Source organism: Oceanisphaera sp. W20_SRM_FM3, assembly GCF_052119705.1.
GTDB lineage: Bacteria > Pseudomonadota > Gammaproteobacteria > Enterobacterales > Aeromonadaceae > Oceanimonas.
Map to the genome: position 1 here is coordinate 126,097 of NZ_JBGQOP010000001.1, position 17,352 is coordinate 143,448.

General features: G+C 50.5%; 15 protein-coding genes. 8 read left to right on the top strand and 7 right to left on the bottom strand.

Features of this window, described 5'->3' with window-relative positions:
• Nucleotides 1-221 precede the first annotated feature (221 nt).
• Nucleotides 222-410, top strand: coding sequence for a YgaP family membrane protein (locus ACEN2G_RS00570; RefSeq protein ID WP_442019506.1), 189 nt, complete (start codon nt 222-224; stop codon nt 408-410).
• 120 nt (nt 411-530) lie between these two features.
• On the opposite strand, the gene ACEN2G_RS00575 is transcribed toward ACEN2G_RS00570, so the two are convergent.
• Complete coding sequence (locus tag ACEN2G_RS00575; protein WP_442019507.1) at nt 531-2,414, bottom strand: methyl-accepting chemotaxis protein; 1,884 nt, start codon at nt 2,412-2,414, stop codon at nt 531-533.
• A gap of 233 nt (nt 2,415-2,647) precedes the next feature.
• Between ACEN2G_RS00575 and prfB the strand changes: the two genes are divergently transcribed.
• The 3 genes from prfB to ACEN2G_RS00590 all read left to right on the top strand — a co-directional run bounded on the left by prfB (nt 2,648) and on the right by ACEN2G_RS00590 (nt 7,224).
• A protein-coding gene (gene prfB / locus ACEN2G_RS00580) for a peptide chain release factor 2 (RefSeq protein ID WP_442019508.1) occupies nt 2,648-3,746 on the top strand; the annotation gives its coding sequence in 2 pieces (ribosomal slippage) (nt 2,648-2,722 and nt 2,724-3,746; 1,098 coding nt in all).
• A 22-nt stretch (nt 3,747-3,768) separates the two neighbouring features.
• Nucleotides 3,769-5,256, top strand: a complete 1,488-nt coding sequence (gene lysS, locus ACEN2G_RS00585; protein ID WP_442019509.1) for a lysine--tRNA ligase — start codon at nt 3,769-3,771, stop codon at nt 5,254-5,256.
• Between the two features lie 441 nt (nt 5,257-5,697).
• Nucleotides 5,698-7,224 (top strand): FMN-binding glutamate synthase family protein, encoded by a 1,527-nt coding sequence (locus ACEN2G_RS00590; protein WP_442019510.1) that lies wholly within the window; start codon nt 5,698-5,700, stop codon nt 7,222-7,224.
• A 150-nt stretch (nt 7,225-7,374) separates the two neighbouring features.
• On the opposite strand, the gene ACEN2G_RS00595 is transcribed toward ACEN2G_RS00590, so the two are convergent.
• On the bottom strand, nt 7,375-7,785 hold the full coding sequence (locus ACEN2G_RS00595; protein WP_442019511.1) for a DUF3597 domain-containing protein: 411 nt from the start codon (nt 7,783-7,785) through the stop codon (nt 7,375-7,377).
• Between the two features lie 251 nt (nt 7,786-8,036).
• Between ACEN2G_RS00595 and ACEN2G_RS00600 the strand changes: the two genes are divergently transcribed.
• A complete protein-coding gene (locus tag ACEN2G_RS00600; protein WP_442019665.1) occupies nt 8,037-8,306 on the top strand; it encodes a YkgJ family cysteine cluster protein in 270 nt (89 codons plus the stop codon).
• A gap of 158 nt (nt 8,307-8,464) precedes the next feature.
• Here the strand turns inward: ACEN2G_RS00600 and ACEN2G_RS00605 are convergent, their stop codons facing one another.
• Genes ACEN2G_RS00605 through ACEN2G_RS00615 form a run of 3 tightly spaced genes read right to left on the bottom strand, consistent with a single transcriptional unit; the run spans nt 8,465 to nt 11,796 of the window.
• Entirely contained in the window at nt 8,465-9,313 is an 849-nt protein-coding gene (locus ACEN2G_RS00605) for an ABC transporter ATP-binding protein (RefSeq protein ID WP_442019512.1), read from the bottom strand.
• Complete coding sequence (locus ACEN2G_RS00610; RefSeq protein ID WP_442019513.1) at nt 9,306-10,559, bottom strand: ABC transporter permease; 1,254 nt, start codon at nt 10,557-10,559, stop codon at nt 9,306-9,308. The genes ACEN2G_RS00605 and ACEN2G_RS00610 overlap by 8 nt, the downstream gene beginning before the upstream one ends.
• Nucleotides 10,546-11,796 (bottom strand): efflux RND transporter periplasmic adaptor subunit, encoded by a 1,251-nt coding sequence (locus tag ACEN2G_RS00615; protein WP_442019514.1) that lies wholly within the window; start codon nt 11,794-11,796, stop codon nt 10,546-10,548. Before ACEN2G_RS00615 ends, ACEN2G_RS00610 begins: the two co-directional genes overlap by 14 nt.
• A 598-nt stretch (nt 11,797-12,394) precedes the next feature.
• Between ACEN2G_RS00615 and ACEN2G_RS00620 the strand changes: the two genes are divergently transcribed.
• Both ACEN2G_RS00620 and ACEN2G_RS00625 read left to right on the top strand, forming a co-directional pair.
• Nucleotides 12,395-13,036, top strand: coding sequence for a hypothetical protein (locus ACEN2G_RS00620; protein ID WP_442019515.1), 642 nt, complete (start codon nt 12,395-12,397; stop codon nt 13,034-13,036).
• A 511-nt stretch (nt 13,037-13,547) separates the two neighbouring features.
• The gene (locus ACEN2G_RS00625; RefSeq protein ID WP_442019516.1) at nt 13,548-14,834 is read left to right on the top strand and encodes a dicarboxylate/amino acid:cation symporter; all 1,287 of its coding nucleotides are present in this window, start codon (nt 13,548-13,550) and stop codon (nt 14,832-14,834) included.
• Nucleotides 14,835-15,002: 168 nt separating this feature from the next.
• On the opposite strand, the gene ACEN2G_RS00630 is transcribed toward ACEN2G_RS00625, so the two are convergent.
• Nucleotides 15,003-15,440, bottom strand: a complete 438-nt coding sequence (locus ACEN2G_RS00630; RefSeq protein WP_442019517.1) for a PACE efflux transporter — start codon at nt 15,438-15,440, stop codon at nt 15,003-15,005.
• A gap of 90 nt (nt 15,441-15,530) precedes the next feature.
• Here ACEN2G_RS00630 and ACEN2G_RS00635 point away from each other — a divergent pair, with 90 nt between their 5' ends.
• The gene (locus ACEN2G_RS00635; protein WP_442019518.1) at nt 15,531-16,421 is read left to right on the top strand and encodes a LysR family transcriptional regulator; all 891 of its coding nucleotides are present in this window, start codon (nt 15,531-15,533) and stop codon (nt 16,419-16,421) included.
• Here the strand turns inward: ACEN2G_RS00635 and ygfZ are convergent.
• Nucleotides 16,403-17,308: a tRNA-modifying protein YgfZ gene (gene ygfZ / locus ACEN2G_RS00640; RefSeq protein WP_442019519.1), complete on the bottom strand. Its 906-nt coding sequence runs from the start codon at nt 17,306-17,308 to the stop codon at nt 16,403-16,405. The two genes, ACEN2G_RS00635 and ygfZ, sit on opposite strands and share 19 nt — an antisense overlap.
• Between the last annotated feature and the right edge of the window lie 44 nt (nt 17,309-17,352).

A 17,352-nucleotide genomic window follows, 5' to 3' on the forward strand; every position in this document is an offset into this window, starting at 1 on the left:
ATGCACTAGTTATGCGACTACTCGGAGCCATGGCTACAAGTACCAAATAAATCTATTAGCCGAACAGTAATGCATGGTGTCGAGGTAGATATTGATCTCAATCAAGTCCCATCGTGATGACTCGTTTTCGTTTATTGGGCTTTGTTACTGTGGCTCATTACACCAAGGCCTAAACTCAGAGATGAACATATGCTGACTCATATACATAAGGGAGAGCAGAGATGAAAGTGAATGTAGGAACGCTAGACAGAGTCATACGCGCGATCCTGGGTTTGGTGTTGATCGCTTTAGTGTTTGTCGGGCCACAAACGGCTTGGGGCTGGTTGGGCTTGATCCCGCTGGCCACGGCATTTATGGGTAACTGCCCCGCCTATTCTATTTTTGGTATTAAGACTTGTAAGACTAAATAGCGCCAAACGTAAAATGCCGAGCGCCAAGATCGAAATAGGGAGCAAATCTGCTCCCTATTTTTATGGTGTAGCGCCTTACGCCTTACGCCTTACGTATAGCGTACTGCGTTCTCTAGCCGTTTATTTAAGAATAAAGGCGCTCACTAAGCCGTTCAGTTTATCGGCTTGGTCATGCAAGTCTTTGGACTGAGTCAGCGCTTTACTCGCGTCTTCTGCCAACTCATCGGCCACATCTTTAATGGCGGTGGTGTTTTGGGTGATTTCACCCGTTACCTGACTTTGTTCTTCGGCGGCGGTGGCAATTTGGCTGGCCATGTCTGAAATCAGACTCACGGCTGTGGTGATCTCGGTTAATACCACGGCGGCGGTTTCTGCATCTTCCACGCTCAACTCGGCTAAATTACGGCTGGTGTCCATCAGCTGTACCGCTTCTTTGGTGGCTTGCTGCAAGTTAGTAATGGTGGCTTGGATTTCTTCGGTAGAGGCATGAGTACGTTGTGATAACACTCGCACCTCGTCCGCTACCACCGCAAAGCCACGACCTTGCTCGCCGGCGCGGGCCGCTTCTATGGCTGCGTTCAATGCCAACAAGTTGGTTTGATCGGCAATGCCTTGAATGGTCGATAACACGCTAGAGATGTTTTTAGCATGCAAGTCGAGGCGCTGGATCACCTCCGCCGCCTGTACCATTTCTTGAGATAATAACTGAATAGAGTCGCGGGTTTTATTCACCTGCTGTTTACCCTGAGCGGTACTGTTGCTTGATTGCTGAGCTGCGGCCGCCGTTTGCTCGGCGCTATGGGCGATTTCTTGGGTGGCCGAGGCCATTTCGGTGACGGCGGTGGCGACCATGGTCACTTCTTGTTGCTGACGCCCTAGCTCGGTCACGGTTTGATTAGCGCGCACCGAGGCTTGTTCTGCGTTGCTGCCTAAATACTCGGCTTGGCTACGGATCTGGCCGATTAGTTCGGCTTGGCTAGCCACAAAGCGGTTAAAGTTGGTGGCCAACATGCCCACTTCATCTTGGCTTTGGATCTCGATACGACGGGTTAAATCACCCCGGCCACCGGCAATTTGCTCCAAAGCTTGAGACACGCGTAATAAAGGCACTAATAGCCATTGCACCAACAGGCTAATTAGCACGGCTGCGGCAATCACCACTAAGCTAGCAATGCCTAATTGTTGCAATAACATGGGCGTGAGTGGCGCTTCTAAGGCGGCCTTGTCGAGCACCATCAGCAGCTGCCAATCGGTACCGGGTACGGCTTGGCTGTACACCAACTTATGCTGCTCTTTTAGCTGTACCTGAAATAAATGCCCGCTCTTTTCCCACAAATTTTGATTGGCAACGGTAATTTCGTCATCAATGCGCTTGGCAGGTTGTAAAATAAGCGAGGCATCGTGATAGGCGATAACAGTGCCATCGCGGCTCAGCAACATGGCATAACCTTCAGCCGGCAGCTGAATAGCATTAATGTCACTGATTAAGCTCTGGATCCCTACATCGGCCCCCATTACGCCGGTAAGCTGGCCGTTAACCATCACGGGCGCCGCCAGCGACACTACGGTGCCAAGACCAGAAGCATCTTCATAAGGCGCGGTAACAATAGCGCCGTTTTTTTGTATGGCTTGCTGGTACCAAGGGCGAGTTCTGGGGTCGTAACCGGTGCGATCTATGGTTGGATCGCTGTCATACATGACGCCGTCTTTACTGCCAAAGTAGCTAATAGCAAAATCGCCTGCTTCGTGTGCTTGTTGCAGTGCGGGTAAGGGCGCTTTGTTAAACTGTTGACCCGCTGCGGCCAACATACGTTGGCGTATATCAAACCAGCTTTGTATTTTTTCACCTTCGCGCTCGCTCAAGCTGGCAACCAAAATTGTGCTGTCTGCGTAGAGTCGCGTTTTGAGATTATGAAAACTGATGGTGCTCAGTGCGGCCACGGTAATGGTAATGGCCACGATGAAGCTGAGTAGAATCTTATGCTTTAATTTTAGGTTATTCATTTTGTATGTCTGGCATCAAGGGGTAATGTTGATATCGACCGCTAGAAATAAAACTTTAATTGAATTTTAATCTGGTGGGTGTGGCGAAATGTCGCCATTGACTACTGCGTTTGTGGTCAGCTTTCGGTAGAATTAGCCATCTTGATGATGGCCTTGCCATACAGAACCCGTTCAATCATTCAGTACACTTAACTCACTACTATCACTCAGTTCAACAGAGAGCCATTAGACCCATGCTAGAAGTTAACCCTGTGAATAATAAACTTAAGGAGCTGTCCGAACGGACTCAGCTTCTTAGGGGGTACCTTTGACTATGACGCCAAGAAAGAGCGTCTAGAAGAAGTAAACGCCGAGCTAGAGCAGCCAGGTGTATGGAATCAGCCCGAGCGTGCCCAAGCACTGGGTAAAGAGAGATCTGCACTAGAAACTGTGGTCGAGACCTTAGATGAGTTGGAGCGCGGCATCCTCGACATTGCCGAACTGGTTGAACTGGCGAAAGAAGAAGACGACGAAGAAACCTTCGAAGAAGCCAAAGCCGACGTAGAAGTGCTGGATAAAAAGCTGGTCGATCTGGAGTTTCACCGCATGTTTTCCGGTGAGCACGACAGCAATGACTGTTATCTGGACTTACAATCCGGCTCCGGCGGTACCGAAGCCCAAGATTGGTGCAACATGGTGCTGCGCATGTATTTGCGTTGGGGTGAGGCACGCGGCTTTAAAACCGAAATTATCGAACTCTCCGATGGCGACGTGGCTGGCGTAAAATCGGCCACCGTGAAGTTTAGCGGTGAGTATGCCTTTGGTTGGTTACGTACTGAGTCGGGTGTGCACCGTTTAGTGCGCAAGTCGCCGTTTGACTCGGGCGGCCGCCGCCATACCTCATTCTGCTCGGCGTTCGTGTATCCAGAAATCGACGACGATATTCAAATTGAGATTAACCCGTCTGAGATCCGCGTTGATACCTATCGCGCCTCGGGTGCCGGTGGTCAGCACGTTAACCGTACCGACTCCGCAGTGCGTTTAACCCACGAGCCCACCGGTATCGTAGTGCAATGTCAAAACGACAGATCCCAGCATAAAAACCGCGATCAGGCGATGAAACAGCTAAAAGCCAAGCTCTATGAGTTTGAGCTGCAAAAACAGAACGTAGAAAAACAGGCGATGGAAGACAGCAAGTCCGACATCGGCTGGGGCAGTCAGATCCGCTCTTATGTATTGGACGACTCGCGCATTAAAGACTTACGCACTGGTGTAGAAACCAGTAACACTCAGGCAGTACTCGACGGTGGTTTGGACAAATTTATTGAGGCCAGCCTCAAGTCCGGACTCTAAACAGTTTATATAAAGGCAAATCATGACAGAGCAAGTACAAGACGAAAATAAGCTGATCGCCGAGCGCCGTGCCAAGCTTGATCACATTCGTAAAGATTGTCCGGCCAATGGCCACCCTAATAGCTTTGTGCGCGAGCATTTGGCCGCCGACTTAGAAAACGAGTTTGGTCAGCTTGATAAAGACGCCTTGGTTGAGCTGAATAAAACCGTGTCTGTGGGTGGCCGTATTATGGCTAAACGCGGTCCGTTTTTAGTGCTGCAAGACATGAGCGGTCGCATTCAGGCTTACACCACTAAAGATGCGCAAACCATCATCAAAGACCAATATATTGGCCTTGATATCGGTGACATCGTCGGTGTGACTGGCGTGTTGCATAAATCAGGCAAAGGCGACTTATATGTGAGCATGGATAACTTCCAACTGCTGACTAAAGCACTGCGCCCATTGCCAGAAAAATTCCACGGTTTATCAGATCAAGAAACTCGCTATCGCCAGCGTTATTTAGATTTGATCACCAACGAAGACTCGCGCCACACCTTTCAGGTGCGATCCAATGTGGTAGCCGCTATTCGCCAGTTTATGAATGGCCACGGCTTCATGGAAGTGGAAACGCCCATGATGCAAGTGATACCAGGCGGCGCTTCGGCTCGCCCCTTTATCACCCATCACAATGCGCTGGATATGGACATGTATCTGCGTATCGCGCCTGAGCTGTATTTGAAGCGCTTGGTAGTGGGCGGTTTCGAGAAAGTATTCGAAATTAACCGTAACTTCCGAAATGAGGGCCTGTCGCCGCGCCATAACCCAGAATTCACCATGATGGAATTTTACTGGGCTTATGCCAACTATCAGGATCTGATGGACTTCACCGAAGAAATGCTGCGCACCGTGACCACTCAGGTGCTGGGTAGTTCAACCGTCCAATACGGTGAAGAAACCTTCGAATTTGGTCAGCCGTTTGCGCGCCTCAGCATGAAAAACTCCATTCTGGAATTTAACCCAGAAGTGACGTTGGAGCAGTTGGCTACCTTAGAAAATGCCCTTGAAGTCGCCAAAGACTTGAAGATCAAAACGGAGAAAAGCTGGGGCTTGGGCCGCGTGATCACCGAGATCTTCGAAGAAACCGTTGAGCATCGTTTGATCCAGCCAACCTTCATTACCGAATATCCAGCCGAAGTTTCCCCGCTGGCACGCCGTAATGACCAAGATCCGAGCATCACCGAGCGCTTCGAGTTCTTTATCGGCGGTCGGGAAATTGCCAACGGTTTTGCCGAGCTAAACGACGCCGAAGATCAGGCGCAGCGCTTCTTGGATCAAGTAAACCAAAAAGAAGCCGGCGACGACGAAGCCATGTTCTACGACGAAGACTACGTTGTGGCCCTTGAGCACGGCTTGCCGCCGACTGCCGGCCAAGGCATAGGCATCGACCGTTTAGTGATGTTGTTAACCAACTCCCACACTATTCGTGACGTTATCTTGTTCCCGACCTTGCGCCCCAGCGCTAAGTAAGGCTGTGCTCGTAAAACCCGTGAGGGGTGAAGAGTAAGGTGTGAAGAGTCAGACACAAAGAGTAGGCGTGAGGGGGAAACCCTTCACGCCTTTTTTGATGCTGCGATTTGGCGCCGTACGCTATACGTTCAAACATCGTCTTTTCTTATTCCCTCTTCCAGACGCACGTCAGGATCTCTGTTGGTCTTTTGTAGGTGAACTTGCTCTCGCATTTCGCCGAAGGCGGAAATCTTTAATACCTTTCTGCTCCACATGCTCAATAGCTCACGCGTTGGACTACAAAAGACGGAATTTATTTCTATCTGACGGCTGACGACTTATAGCTGTCTATTAACCGTCATCCTACGTATATCAATTCCCACGTGCTTAATATCTGAGTGGCCTTAGCGTTGACTTCGGGCTAGCATGAGCGGATTTATTATTAACCGGATATAAAGCACCATGAATGAAAGTTGGACTCAAGCTGCCGTTATTTTTATTGTGGTGGTTGGCACCGTATTACTGTTGACCATAGTGGGCTTATCCATTGTAGGGGTACGCATGTACCGCGCGGATAAGCGCCAAACTAGCCATAGCATTCGTCGAAATTATCCTATTATTGGTCGTTTTCGTTATGTGTTTGAGCACTTGGGTGAGTTTTTTCGCCAGTATTTCTTTGCCATGGACCGAGAAGAAATGCCCTTTAACCGTGCCCAGCGCTCTTGGGTATACAGAGCGGCGAAAAACGTCGATAACACGGTGGCGTTTGGTTCTACTCGAGATCTCGCCAAACCCGGCACCTACTACTTTTTAAACTGCCCGTTTCCCACCTTGGAAGAAGATGCCGTACAAACACAATCCATGCGTATCGGTATTCACTGCCGCGTGCCTTACGACGCTCCTTCTTTTTTCAATATCTCCGGTATGAGCTTTGGCGCCTTGTCTAAACCGGCCGTGCAAGCGTTGAGCCGCGGTGCTGCTAAAGCCGGTTGCTGGATGAACACAGGCGAGGGCGGCTTATCGCCTTACCACCTAGAAGGTGGCTGCGATATTGTTTTTCAAATTGGTACCGCTAAATACGGCGTACGTGATGAGCATGGCAAACTGGACGATACGCGCTTAAAGGCCTTGGCCGACATTGAACAAGTAAAAATGTTTGAAATTAAGCTCTCCCAAGGCGCCAAACCAGGCAAGGGTGGCATACTGCCCGGCGAAAAAGTCACCGCAGAAATTGCTGCAATTCGGGGTATTGCTGTGGGTGAACCCTCTATTAGCCCTAACCGCCACCCAGAAATTAACAGCATAGATAGCTTGCTCGATTTTGTTAGCCATGTACGGGAAGTTACCGGCAAACCGGTGGGCTTTAAATTGGTACTGGGTACCACCCATTGGCTAAAAGACTTTTGTGAACGCATTAATGCCAGAGGGGCAAACTCAGCTCCCGACTTTATCACCTTAGACAGCTCAGACGGCGGCACGGGTGCCGCCCCTATGCCCTTGATGGACAGTGTGGGTTTGCCACTACGAGACAGCCTACCGCTGTTGGTTAATGAGCTTATTCGCCACGACTTAAAAGGGCGCATTCGCGTGATTGCGTCTGGCAAACTCATCAATCCAACCGACGTAGCCGCCGCTATTTGCATGGGCGCCGACTTCGTGGTGTCAGCCCGTGGCTTTATGTTTGGCTTGGGCTGCATTCAAGCGCTGCAATGTAATAAAAATACCTGCCCTACCGGCATCACCACCCATGTTCCGCGCTTACAGCAGGGGCTAGTACCCGATGAAAAAGCCATTCGCATCGCTCACTATCATAAAAATTTAGTGCATGAAGTAGAAACCATTGCTCACTCTTGTGGCGTGGCTGAGCCAAGGTTACTCACGCGCCAGCATGCCGCCGTGGTGATTGATGGCGGAGCGGTCGCACTAAATCTGCTTTATCCAGAAACATCGAATAGCTTAAAGCCAGAGATCATGGAAAAGGGTAATTGATATCACGCTCTGTAATTTCTAAAGCAGACTAAGCGTGAATAAAAAGGCGTGAGGATTAAATAACCCCCACGCCTTTTTTGTGCTGTTAGCGATTAACTATCTGCTGTTAATTACCCCTCAGCCAGATGCTAACGCAATAGATCTGCTGGATCAGTCCAATAACTCTTTAGGTATATTGCCGCCGTTGGCGGAAATGCGCACCAGTACGGATTTATGTAACCAGATGTTCATCTTAGCGGAGTCTGCCATTAAATCGGTAGGGCAGCCGAGTTCGGTGGCCAGCTCTTTGCGTGCTGCTAAACTGCTATCGAGGTCGAGTAACTTTAATAGGTCGACGATGGAAGTACGCCAGTGCAAATCTTGCGAATTGTCCGCCGCGCGCTGTTCTAACAGCACCAGTACATCGACCTTTTGGACGGGGGCGGTAGTGGCAGTGGCTGCTTCGTGAGTGGGCGCGGGTGTTGGGCTGTTGGGCGTTGCGGCGGCTTGATCGGAGGCGGTGGTTGCCGTTTTATCTTTGCCCATGCCGAGCTTATCGAGAATGTTATTAAAAAATCCCATGCTGATCTCCTTAAATGAGGGGTTTTAGCAACAGCCAGCCTTAAGTAAAGGCTCGGCTTATTTGCGACTCTCAAGTGTAGGCTAAATAAACACAGCCTCGCTTATGAGCGCTAAGCCTACGGTATTATTGAGCGGTAAAAGGGTGTTAGCATAGCCACATTAATAAGTGATAACGGCGCACAATGCGGCGCCGTTAGGGCAAAGGGCCCAAAAACTAGATTGGAAGCTAAGTGGTTATTGACGTTAAAAATATTGCGGTAGAAGAGGTGACTTGCTCGACCTGTCAGGCGTGCTGTTGCCGCTTAGAAGTGATGTTAATTACCGATACCGACGTGCCTAAAAAGTACATCGCCCAAGATAGATGGGGCGGCGAGACTATGCTGCGCTTAGATGACGGCTGGTGCGCGGCACTCGATCGCGAAACCATGCTGTGCACCATTTATGAACTGCGGCCGTGGATTTGCCGCGAGTTCGAAATGGGCTCCGATGAATGCCGAGATGAAAGAGCAGAGTGTTTGTAAAGCGTGTAAGCACAGCGCTAAGCCTTACGCCATCCGTTAAAGACTCGCGCAGTTAGCTTTTGCCTTTACCAATAAGCATCTATTTTTGCTCTTATCGCTATTTTTCCGTGGGGTCTGTGGATTCCGTGGCGAAGAAATCTTTAGTCTGTAAGAACTGTTTACAGTCCGGCAGTAAATAAGCTCGGCAAGTCTGCCGAGGCGCCGTCATAAATCACGCGGCCATCACTTAAGCGAATGGTGCGTGGGCAGCGGGCGCTGAGCCGTGGGTCGTGGGTGACAATCACAATCGCGCATTTATGCTCCACGTTAAACCGCTCGAACAAATTAAACACCTCATCCGCAGTTTGGGTATCTAGGTTGCCGGTAGGCTCATCGGCTAACACCAGTGCGGGGCGCGTAACGAGTGCGCGGGCTATGGCCACACGCTGTTGCTGGCCGCCAGACAAACGATTAGTGGATTGGCGGATAAAGTTACCCAATCCCACTTCATTTAATAAATATTCCCCGTAAGCGGTTTGCTCCGCAGTCGGTTTACCGTAGCGAAGCATTAGCGGCATCAGCACATTATCTAACACGCTAAAGGCGCTGATTAGGTGATGAAACTGAAACACGAAGCCGATGGACTCACTGCGCAGTTGGGTGCGTTGCTGCTCGGCTAAAGCAGGAGTTAAGTGGCCTTGAATTAACTGCCCTTGAATGCGCAGCTCGCCCGCTGATGCCACATCCAACAAGCCCATCACATTGAGCAGCGTACTCTTGCCGGAGCCAGAAGTGCCAACCAAGGCCACTAATTCGCCGCGGCTGACCTGCAGCGAGATATCATGTAGCACATGGTTGGCCAGCGGCGTGTCTGGGTTAAAAATCTTATTCAGCTTATCCAGCTGCAGCACTATTTGTTGATGCTCTTGCTGGTTGTCTTGTTGAGGCTCTTGATGAGAGCCATCGCGCGTTAAGCGCCCAGAGTTAAACATAGAGTTAAACATAGAGTTAGACATAGAATTAGACATAACGGATCGCCACCGCCGGATCGTATTTTGCCGCGCGGCGTGCCGGCACCGCGGCCGCAATCACGCCAGCCACGGTGGCAATCGAGATTGCCGATAGCATCATGGACGGCTCTAGCCGAATAATAAACAAACTCGCCGCTAGGCTGTTAAACAGCTGCACTAATAGAAAACCCACCAGTACGCCGAGCAGTGAACCTGCTAGCCCCAACAAGCCGCCTTGCAGTAAGAACACCCGTAAAATTTGCTGCTGCGAACCGCCCATGGCGCGCAAGATGCCAATCTCGCGGGTGCGCTGCACCACGCTGACCGCCAACACACTGGCGATACCAAAGATCACCGATAACGCCACAAACACGCGGATCATTTGCGTGGTCATGCTTTGGGAGCTGAGCGCGTTTAGCAGCTGGCCATTACTTTCCATCCAGCTTTCTACATATAAACCGGTGAGCTGAGTGAGGCGTTGGGCCCAATATTCAGCGGCAAACACATCATTAATTTTGAGCTCTAAGATGGTTACGCCACCGGGTAAGTCGAGCAGCGTTTGGGCCTGCTTTAGGCTCATATATACATAGCGGCCGTCTAGCTCGCGCACCCCAAGTTCAAAGATGCCCGCCACGTTCAGCACGCTTTGCTGATTGTTGCCCGCATCTAGGCGCAATTTATCGCCGGCGCCCAGGCCTAAGTCTTTCGCCAGTTGGCTGCCAATGAGCACGTCGCCGGCGCCTACGCTAAAGTGGCCGCTTTGCAGATAATGGTTGAGATTTATGATCCCAGAGTAACGAGTCGGATCTATGCCCATTAAGGCCACGGAGGCGCGTGCCGCGCCTTTTTGGGCAAAGGCGGGGCCCGAGATCAGCGGCGATACCGTATTTAATACGCCGTGCAATGCGCCATAACTGTCCAGCGCATCGCGTACTTCTTGCCAGTTATTAATGGTTTGTAAGCGCTGAGCGCGCGGGCTTTCTAATACCCACAGGTATTTATCGTGAGTCATGGCCGACACATTATTATGCTGGCGTGTGGCCTCAATTTGAATATGGGCCTGAGTGCCTAAGGTTTTATTAATCACATTACTCTGCAAGCCCATGATAAGCGCAGTAATAAACACGATTACCGCCGCACCCACCGAAATGGCCACGCTGATCAGCAAGGTTTGCAGCGGGTTATCGGCGAGAAAGCGCAAGGCGATGCGCCACTCTATCCACAACGAATCGCGCAACCGCGCCAAATGTTTAACGAATAACATGGGCGACTTGTTCAAAGTTCACGCGCGCGTGCTGGCCGGGCGTGAGCTTATTTGCTTGCAACATGTCTGCTTGCAACAGGCTGGTTTGCACCACTACTTCGCCCTCTTTCAGGCCAGAGACGATTTCACTGTGGGTCATGTTGCGCAGCCCCAGCGCTACCGGCACCGGATTAACGGCGCCGTCTTGCCAGCGCCACACCTGCGCTTGGCCATTGGTAGTAAAGGTTAAATAATCATTGGGCAGCACTAAGGTGGAATCTCGCTGGTTGGCAATAATATTGGCGGACACCGTCATGCCTTGTAAAAAAGCCGGTGGCGTTTGTTGGGCGCCCGTTACCGTATCTGCCAACACACTAATATGCACATCTATGGTGCCGCGACTGCTGTCTACTGCGGGGGCGATAAAGCTCACCACGCCTTTTACGGTTTGCTCAGGCCAGGCATCGGCGATCAGCTGTACCGGTTGGCTTAAGTGCAATGGTGCAAAGTTTTTTTCATCCAGTGCCACTACGACTTCTAAGCCGTCATTTGCTATGCCTTCAACATTTGAGCCATCGCTGCGTGCAATCTCGAGCAGCACCTTACTCGGCTGCACTAAGTCGCCGGGCTCTACATTACGGGTTTGCACGCGGCCGGCAAAGGGGGCGTAAATCTGTGTCTTGGCCAATTCCGCCTCGGCACTCACAATCCGTTGTTGTAATAACTGCTCTTCGGGGCCGTTTACGCCTAAGGAGTGGGCGGTTAATTGAGCTTGAGTGAGAGTGGTATTGGCATTTAACGCTAACTGGCGGGCTTGTTCTGCTTGCTCGAGCGAGAGCGTGCCTTTATTGGCCAAGGCCTCGCGGCGGCGAGCCTCGCGGCTGGCTTGGCGAGCATTGTCTTGCGCTTCTGTCAGTGCGGCTTGTGCCTGTGGGCGACTAATTTTTTGTAATTGCAGCAACAAGGTTTGGGCTTGAGCCAATTTGGCTTGAGCTTCATCGCTATTGAGCACTACCAGCAAATCGCCTTTACTCACCCAATCGCCTTCACGCACATGGCGAGCGATAACGGTACCGGTAATTTCACTGCCGATGCGCGCCAGTGACTGATAACGCACCTCGCCACTGGCCACTATGCGCAGCTCTAATGGTTTGAGCTCAACTTTTAACGCCGGCAGCACAGGCCCACGCCACTTTTGCACCGCCACCAGCAAAGCGACGCATAGCGCGGCAATAATCATTCCATAAATAATGCGCATTTAAGCCTCGTTACTGCTTATAAATCCTATTCGCCTACGAATTAAATCGCCGAGCACTCATCCGCTAATATTGTCACACAGTCATGAGCGAATAGCAGCTGGTCTCTTTTCTGATGCCAGTGAGTGACCATTGTAATGAGTCGATTCCCTTCTCGTTAGTCGTTGGCCAATCATAAATTTGGCTGCAACCCAAGAGGCGAGAAATTGGCTTAGAGCACCTCTTTTAACCATGCTGAGCATGGTGAGGTCACAAACTTTTTTAATAAAATGACGCACAAAATATAATTGACCTTTGATTGATATTTATCTATTACTTAGCCTTTTTAAACTCGGATCGATTAATAAACTAACGTGGTATTGAAAAAACATACACTCATGCTCTCGCCCTGTTCCTACGGGCGTGCTAATGAGGGCGAATCCATTACTCACAGTGACCATGACAGGTTTTATTTCCGAGCCCTGATGGATGATGTTATGGAGTATAATGAGGGGCGACTGGGCAGCGTTGAGCGTAGATAATTTTTGATGGTGAATTAGAAGTGAAATCTCCTAATACGGTAAGCTTTCAATGATTAAACTTCTGAATGTGAGGGTATGTATGCATAAAATAGTCCTGATTATTAATAGCTTATTATTGCTTGCCGCTTGTACCTCAAATAAAGACTTAAGCGGCTTATCTACGGCGTCAGCTGTGTTGTTGGCCGTACCGTTAGCGCCGCTTGCGGGTATGCATTCGGTGGTGACTAATGAAAGTGGTAAATTAGATAAGCAGCGCGAATATTGGAAGGGTCAATTAGATCCTGTTTATCTAAAAAAAGATGCGCAAATAGTGAGTCGAAATCCCCAACGGGATGCGGAGCAAGTTTTTGCGCAAGGCCAAGTGATTTTTATTCCCTCACGCTATGGCGTGAGTGTTTATCCGGGATTGAAATTTGCTTTGGATAACGAATTTGCAGAGCAAAACCAAGCAAAGATTAATAACAATCCGTTTTTGGTAGAGACACAAAACCTGCTAGCGAAAGCGCCTGCGCATCAAGCTGATCTGAGTATTCCTTATAGAACCAATGCTTATTGGTGCTTTCAAGAGCATGCGAATCGCTATAAAAGAATATTTAATACCCGCATGTTTGAGCTAAGCGCGAGTAGCAGCTTTAACCCTCCGGGGTTTGCTATAAAGTCATTTAAGGCCAAGCATCAATGCATTTCTGCCCATTTCCCGCCAAAAGCCAAGGCTGTTTGAATAGCGCTTAAAGGCGAGTAAGACTCAACAACCCATCCGCAAACAGCCAGCGCCCGCCGGCTGTTTTATGCTCCTGCAGCACCGCTAACACAGATCCAAGATCGCACATTTTGCTCTGCCTAAGCGGCTATTGATGGCCAGCAGATTCAAACCGCTAATCCTGCTTAACCGTTGGTGGCGGCCTATCTTGTTCTGCCAACTCACTCTCATCTTCTCTGGCTGCATAAACAGCCAAATACTCTGCATATATCTAGTGTTTAGGTTTTAGCGCTAAAAATATGCATGTGATCTGTATTTAAATGTACTCAATCCGACCTAGTGTGGAATAAAATAACGTTCAAATGGCGATTATTTGTGATTGGCGTCACGAACTCACCACGACTGGTGTAATTTTGGTTGCTGAATTGTTTTGTAAATGTAAAATCCTGTCACTAGCAAAAAGACCAGCTTACTTCACTATTATGTGCAGTGGTGGTAGACGATTTGCTTAAGGCTTATTAAGGAAGACAAAATGAAAGGTTCACTCTCTACCCGTATCTTCACTGGCCTGATTGTGGGCTTAGTGCTTGGCAGCATGATCCAATATCTGTTTGCCGATGTGTCGTTATTAACTAAGGGCTTAGTGGGCTTAGCCGAAGGGTTGGGCGGTATGTTTGTATCGCTTATCAAGCTCATGGTGGTGCCTTTGGTATATATCTCCATAGTGACCGGCATTTGTGAGCTGCGCGATATCGCAAGCTTAGGTCGTTTAGGCGGCAAAACCTTTGGCCTGTATATGGTCAATACCGTGTTATCTATTGCCGCCGCCATAGTGGTGGGCCTGATTTTTCAGCCCGGTATGGGTGCAACTTTACCGAACGGGGCTTCTACTACCGTTGAGCTAGCCACCACAGAAACGCCAGACATAGGTGCCATGTTAATTGGTATAGTGCCCAGTAATCCGGTGCAAGCTTTTGCCTCGGGCGACATGTTACAAATCATCTTTATGGCCATTATTACTGGCTTAGCCATTCAGGCTATGGGTGCTGCAGCAGCGCCGGCCATGCGTACCTTTAGGGTCGCTAATGAAGTGATGATGAAGCTGGTAGGACTGGTGATGACGCTGGCGCCTTTTGGCGTATTCGCGCTTATGATAAGCCTAGGTGCCACGCTTGAAGCTAACACGCTAATGTCGGTGGCCGGTTATGTGGGCTTAGTGGTGCTGGTATTAACCTTCTGGATTTTGGTGGCTTATCCGTTAGCAGTGTGGATGTTTACCGGTATTAAGCCTAAGGTATTTCGCCAAGCTACCCGCGAGCAAGTGTTGTTTGCATTGTCTACCGCCAGCTCTAACGCGACTATTCCTGTGACCATGCGTACCTTAACGGACAAATTGGGCGTGTCTAAAGCCATCGCCGGTTTTGGTGTGCCGCTGGGTGCCACTATTAATATGTCGGGTTCGGCTATTTACATCACGCTAGCCGCTATGTTTGCTGCCAATATTTCTGGCACACCCATCCCTGCCGGTGATCTGCTTACCGTAGGTATTACCGTGTTGTTGATGTCAGTTGGCGTTGGCGGCGTGCCGGGTGGCGCCGTGGTCATGGCCGGTGTGCTGTTATTGCAAATGGGCCTGCCGATTGAAGCCATGGCCATTATTATGGCGGTGGACCGCATCAATGATATGTTCTGTACCGCGTCTAACGTGGTGGGCGATACCGCAGTTAACACCATAGTGGCCAAGCTGGAAGGCAATCCAGAACCCGTGTCTGAAGATGAGCGCCTCCTAGACTTGCCCGTTGATGAGCGAGGCTCTTAAGCCGCATAAGGTTACAATATAAAAACGGCCCAACGGGCCGTTTTTTAATTGCAGTTAAGGGCGAGGCGAAATGGGGGGAGGCGTTAAACAATCTTAACCCTTAACCCTTAACCCTTAACCCTTAACCCTTAACCCTTAACCCTTAACCCTTAACCCTCAACGATCCCTTTAAGCTTGCTGTGTATTGGGCAAGTTGTCGGGGATGGGAAACACCTTGTCGTAAACCAGATTGTAGACAAAGGCATACACCAGATAAAAAGTGGCCATGGCGATATCCATCATGAAGGCTTCCCACAGGCTGATACTGAGATACCAGGCAATCATTGGCATGAAGAGTAACAGCAGCCCCCCTTCGAACAACACAGCGTGAAACACCCGTAATAGCAGGGTTTTACGCACGTCCCCGCGCAGTTTCAGCATGCTGTGGTCAAACAGCAGGTTGTAAATATAGTTCCACACAGTGGCGATAATGGAGCCGACGACGGCCATGGCCCCCATCAGGTGGAGTTCGAAGCCGAATACCAGGCTGGCAAGCGGGGCAAAAATAAGCAGGCCTATTATTTCAAAGCCCAGAGTATGGCGAATACGATCTTTGGTGGTGCGCATTAGGATTCCTTACTGATTCTATCGTCTGATGGCTGATTCTATCTGCTAATATCCCATATCAAAGTTAGAACGTATCGGATTTTAAGATAGATGAGCTTCTCGCTGGAACAATTACAAGCCTTTGTGGCTACCGTGGATACCGGGTCTTTCTCTGCCGCGGCTCGGCGGCTAGGCAAGGCTCAGTCGGTCATCAGTACTGCGGTATCAAACCTGGAAATCGATCTGGGCAACAGTCTGTTTCTACGCAGTGGCCGCTATCCTCGCCTGACCCCGGCGGGTGAGCGGCTGCTGGCAGAAGCTAGGATCATACTGGAGCGTTGCGAGTATTTTCGTGGCGTGGCCAAAAGCCTGGGTGAAGGGGTGGAAAGCCGGCTGGTATTGGCGGTTGACGAATTGTATCCCTCAGAGCGGCTGGGGGCCCTGATGGATGAATTTTCCCGCTGTTTCCCCAGTGTCGAGCTGGAACTGTTGTTTCCACTGATGGAGGATGTCAGCCGCCTGGTGCTGGAAGATAGGGCCGATTTGGGCATTATGTGGCGTCAGGAAATTTTGCCCTCGGCACTCAACTTTCATGCGCTGGGCTGGGTGCCATTGAAAGTCGTCTGTGCACCGGATCATGCACTGGCGGGGCAGCGGGTGGGGTGGGAAGAGCTGAAACGGTATCGCCAGCTGATGGTGGCCACGCGTAATGACAGTGAAGAAAAGGTGCGGTTACGCGTGGCGGCCGATGTCTGGTGGGTAGAAAGTCAGTGGGTGATCGTCGAATTGGTTCAGCGCAACCTGGGCTGGGCCTTTGTGCCCGAACACGTGGTGGCCAGCGCTCTGGATAATGGGTATCTGGTCTCGCCCACCTTGGCGTTTGACGATCAGGACTGGCCGGTGGCACTGGAGCTGATCTGGCACAAGCAGCGACCTTTGGGCAAGGCCGCCGCCTGGCTAAAAGAAGCGGCGATTGAAGCGGCTCAGTCTACCAGAGTGTAGGGCAGGGCTTGCAGGCTAAGGCGACTGTCGCCTTGGCCTTTAATGCGCAATACCGCATCGCTATCAAGGTCGTTATTAAGCACAGAGGTCAGCAAGCACTGCTCGCCGTCTTGATAAACACTGAGCACGGTACCGGCGCGGCGCCAGTTTTCACCCAGCTGTAATTCCAAATCTTGATTGGCACTAATGGGAGCGCTGGCGTGGCCTGATAATATAAACATGGCTTTTTTATTGGCACCGCGATATTTAGCACGGGCTACGGTTTCTTGGCCTAAATAACAACCTTTGGTAAAGCTGATGCCGCCTAAGGCCTGCAAGTTAAGCATCTGCGGAATGTATTCTCCTTGATGCTCGGCCTGCATATCCGGCAAACCGGCTTGGATCATCAAACCGCGCCAATCTGATTCATTACCGATGGGTAATGCGGGTGGCGTTGCGTTTGCAGGCAGTACTAATAACGCATGCTCTGCGGCCACGGGGATCACCACACCGCCTTGCCACAGGTTATCTGAGCCTTCTAAGTGCTGGGTCAACCAATGAGAAAGGCCTTCGCCGGCCAAGCCAAACACTTGCCACTGCTCAGTGACGGCTGCCACATCTGTTTTGGCGAACACGGCAAATTTTTTCAGCTCGGATAACTGGCGTTCTAAAAGGGAGGCATTGAGCACTAACAATAATTGCTCGCCAAGATTGGCCAACCAAAACGTGGCCCATAAACGACCCTTGTTATCACAGTGGCCGCCCAAGGTGGCGTCACCGGCCTGCAGTAAGTCCACATCGCAGGTGACTTGGCCTTGCAAATATTTGGTTCTGTCGGCACCGGTTAAGCTGATCACGGCTCGGTCGGTCAGCGGATACAGGATGGGAGAAGAAGAAAGAGTCAACATGGGCGCTCCTCTAAAAGGCGTTCAATGAGGTAAGTGTGACCGCC

Excerpts from the sequence above, each read along its gene's own strand:
- ACEN2G_RS00570 (WP_442019506.1), top strand. The coding sequence starts at position 222 with ATGAAAGTGAATGTAGGAACGCTAGACAGAGTCATACGCGCGATCCTG.
- ACEN2G_RS00575 (WP_442019507.1), bottom strand. The coding sequence starts at position 2,414 with ATGAATAACCTAAAATTAAAGCATAAGATTCTACTCAGCTTCATCGTG.
- lysS (WP_442019509.1), top strand. The coding sequence starts at position 3,769 with ATGACAGAGCAAGTACAAGACGAAAATAAGCTGATCGCCGAGCGCCGT.
- ACEN2G_RS00590 (WP_442019510.1), top strand. The coding sequence starts at position 5,698 with ATGAATGAAAGTTGGACTCAAGCTGCCGTTATTTTTATTGTGGTGGTT.
- ACEN2G_RS00595 (WP_442019511.1), bottom strand. The coding sequence starts at position 7,785 with ATGGGATTTTTTAATAACATTCTCGATAAGCTCGGCATGGGCAAAGAT.
- ACEN2G_RS00605 (WP_442019512.1), bottom strand. The coding sequence starts at position 9,313 with ATGTCTAATTCTATGTCTAACTCTATGTTTAACTCTATGTTTAACTCT.
- ACEN2G_RS00610 (WP_442019513.1), bottom strand. The coding sequence starts at position 10,559 with ATGTTATTCGTTAAACATTTGGCGCGGTTGCGCGATTCGTTGTGGATA.
- ACEN2G_RS00615 (WP_442019514.1), bottom strand. The coding sequence starts at position 11,796 with ATGCGCATTATTTATGGAATGATTATTGCCGCGCTATGCGTCGCTTTG.
- ACEN2G_RS00620 (WP_442019515.1), top strand. The coding sequence starts at position 12,395 with ATGCATAAAATAGTCCTGATTATTAATAGCTTATTATTGCTTGCCGCT.
- ACEN2G_RS00625 (WP_442019516.1), top strand. The coding sequence starts at position 13,548 with ATGAAAGGTTCACTCTCTACCCGTATCTTCACTGGCCTGATTGTGGGC.
- ACEN2G_RS00630 (WP_442019517.1), bottom strand. The coding sequence starts at position 15,440 with ATGCGCACCACCAAAGATCGTATTCGCCATACTCTGGGCTTTGAAATA.
- ACEN2G_RS00635 (WP_442019518.1), top strand. The coding sequence starts at position 15,531 with ATGAGCTTCTCGCTGGAACAATTACAAGCCTTTGTGGCTACCGTGGAT.
- ygfZ (WP_442019519.1), bottom strand. The coding sequence starts at position 17,308 with ATGTTGACTCTTTCTTCTTCTCCCATCCTGTATCCGCTGACCGACCGA.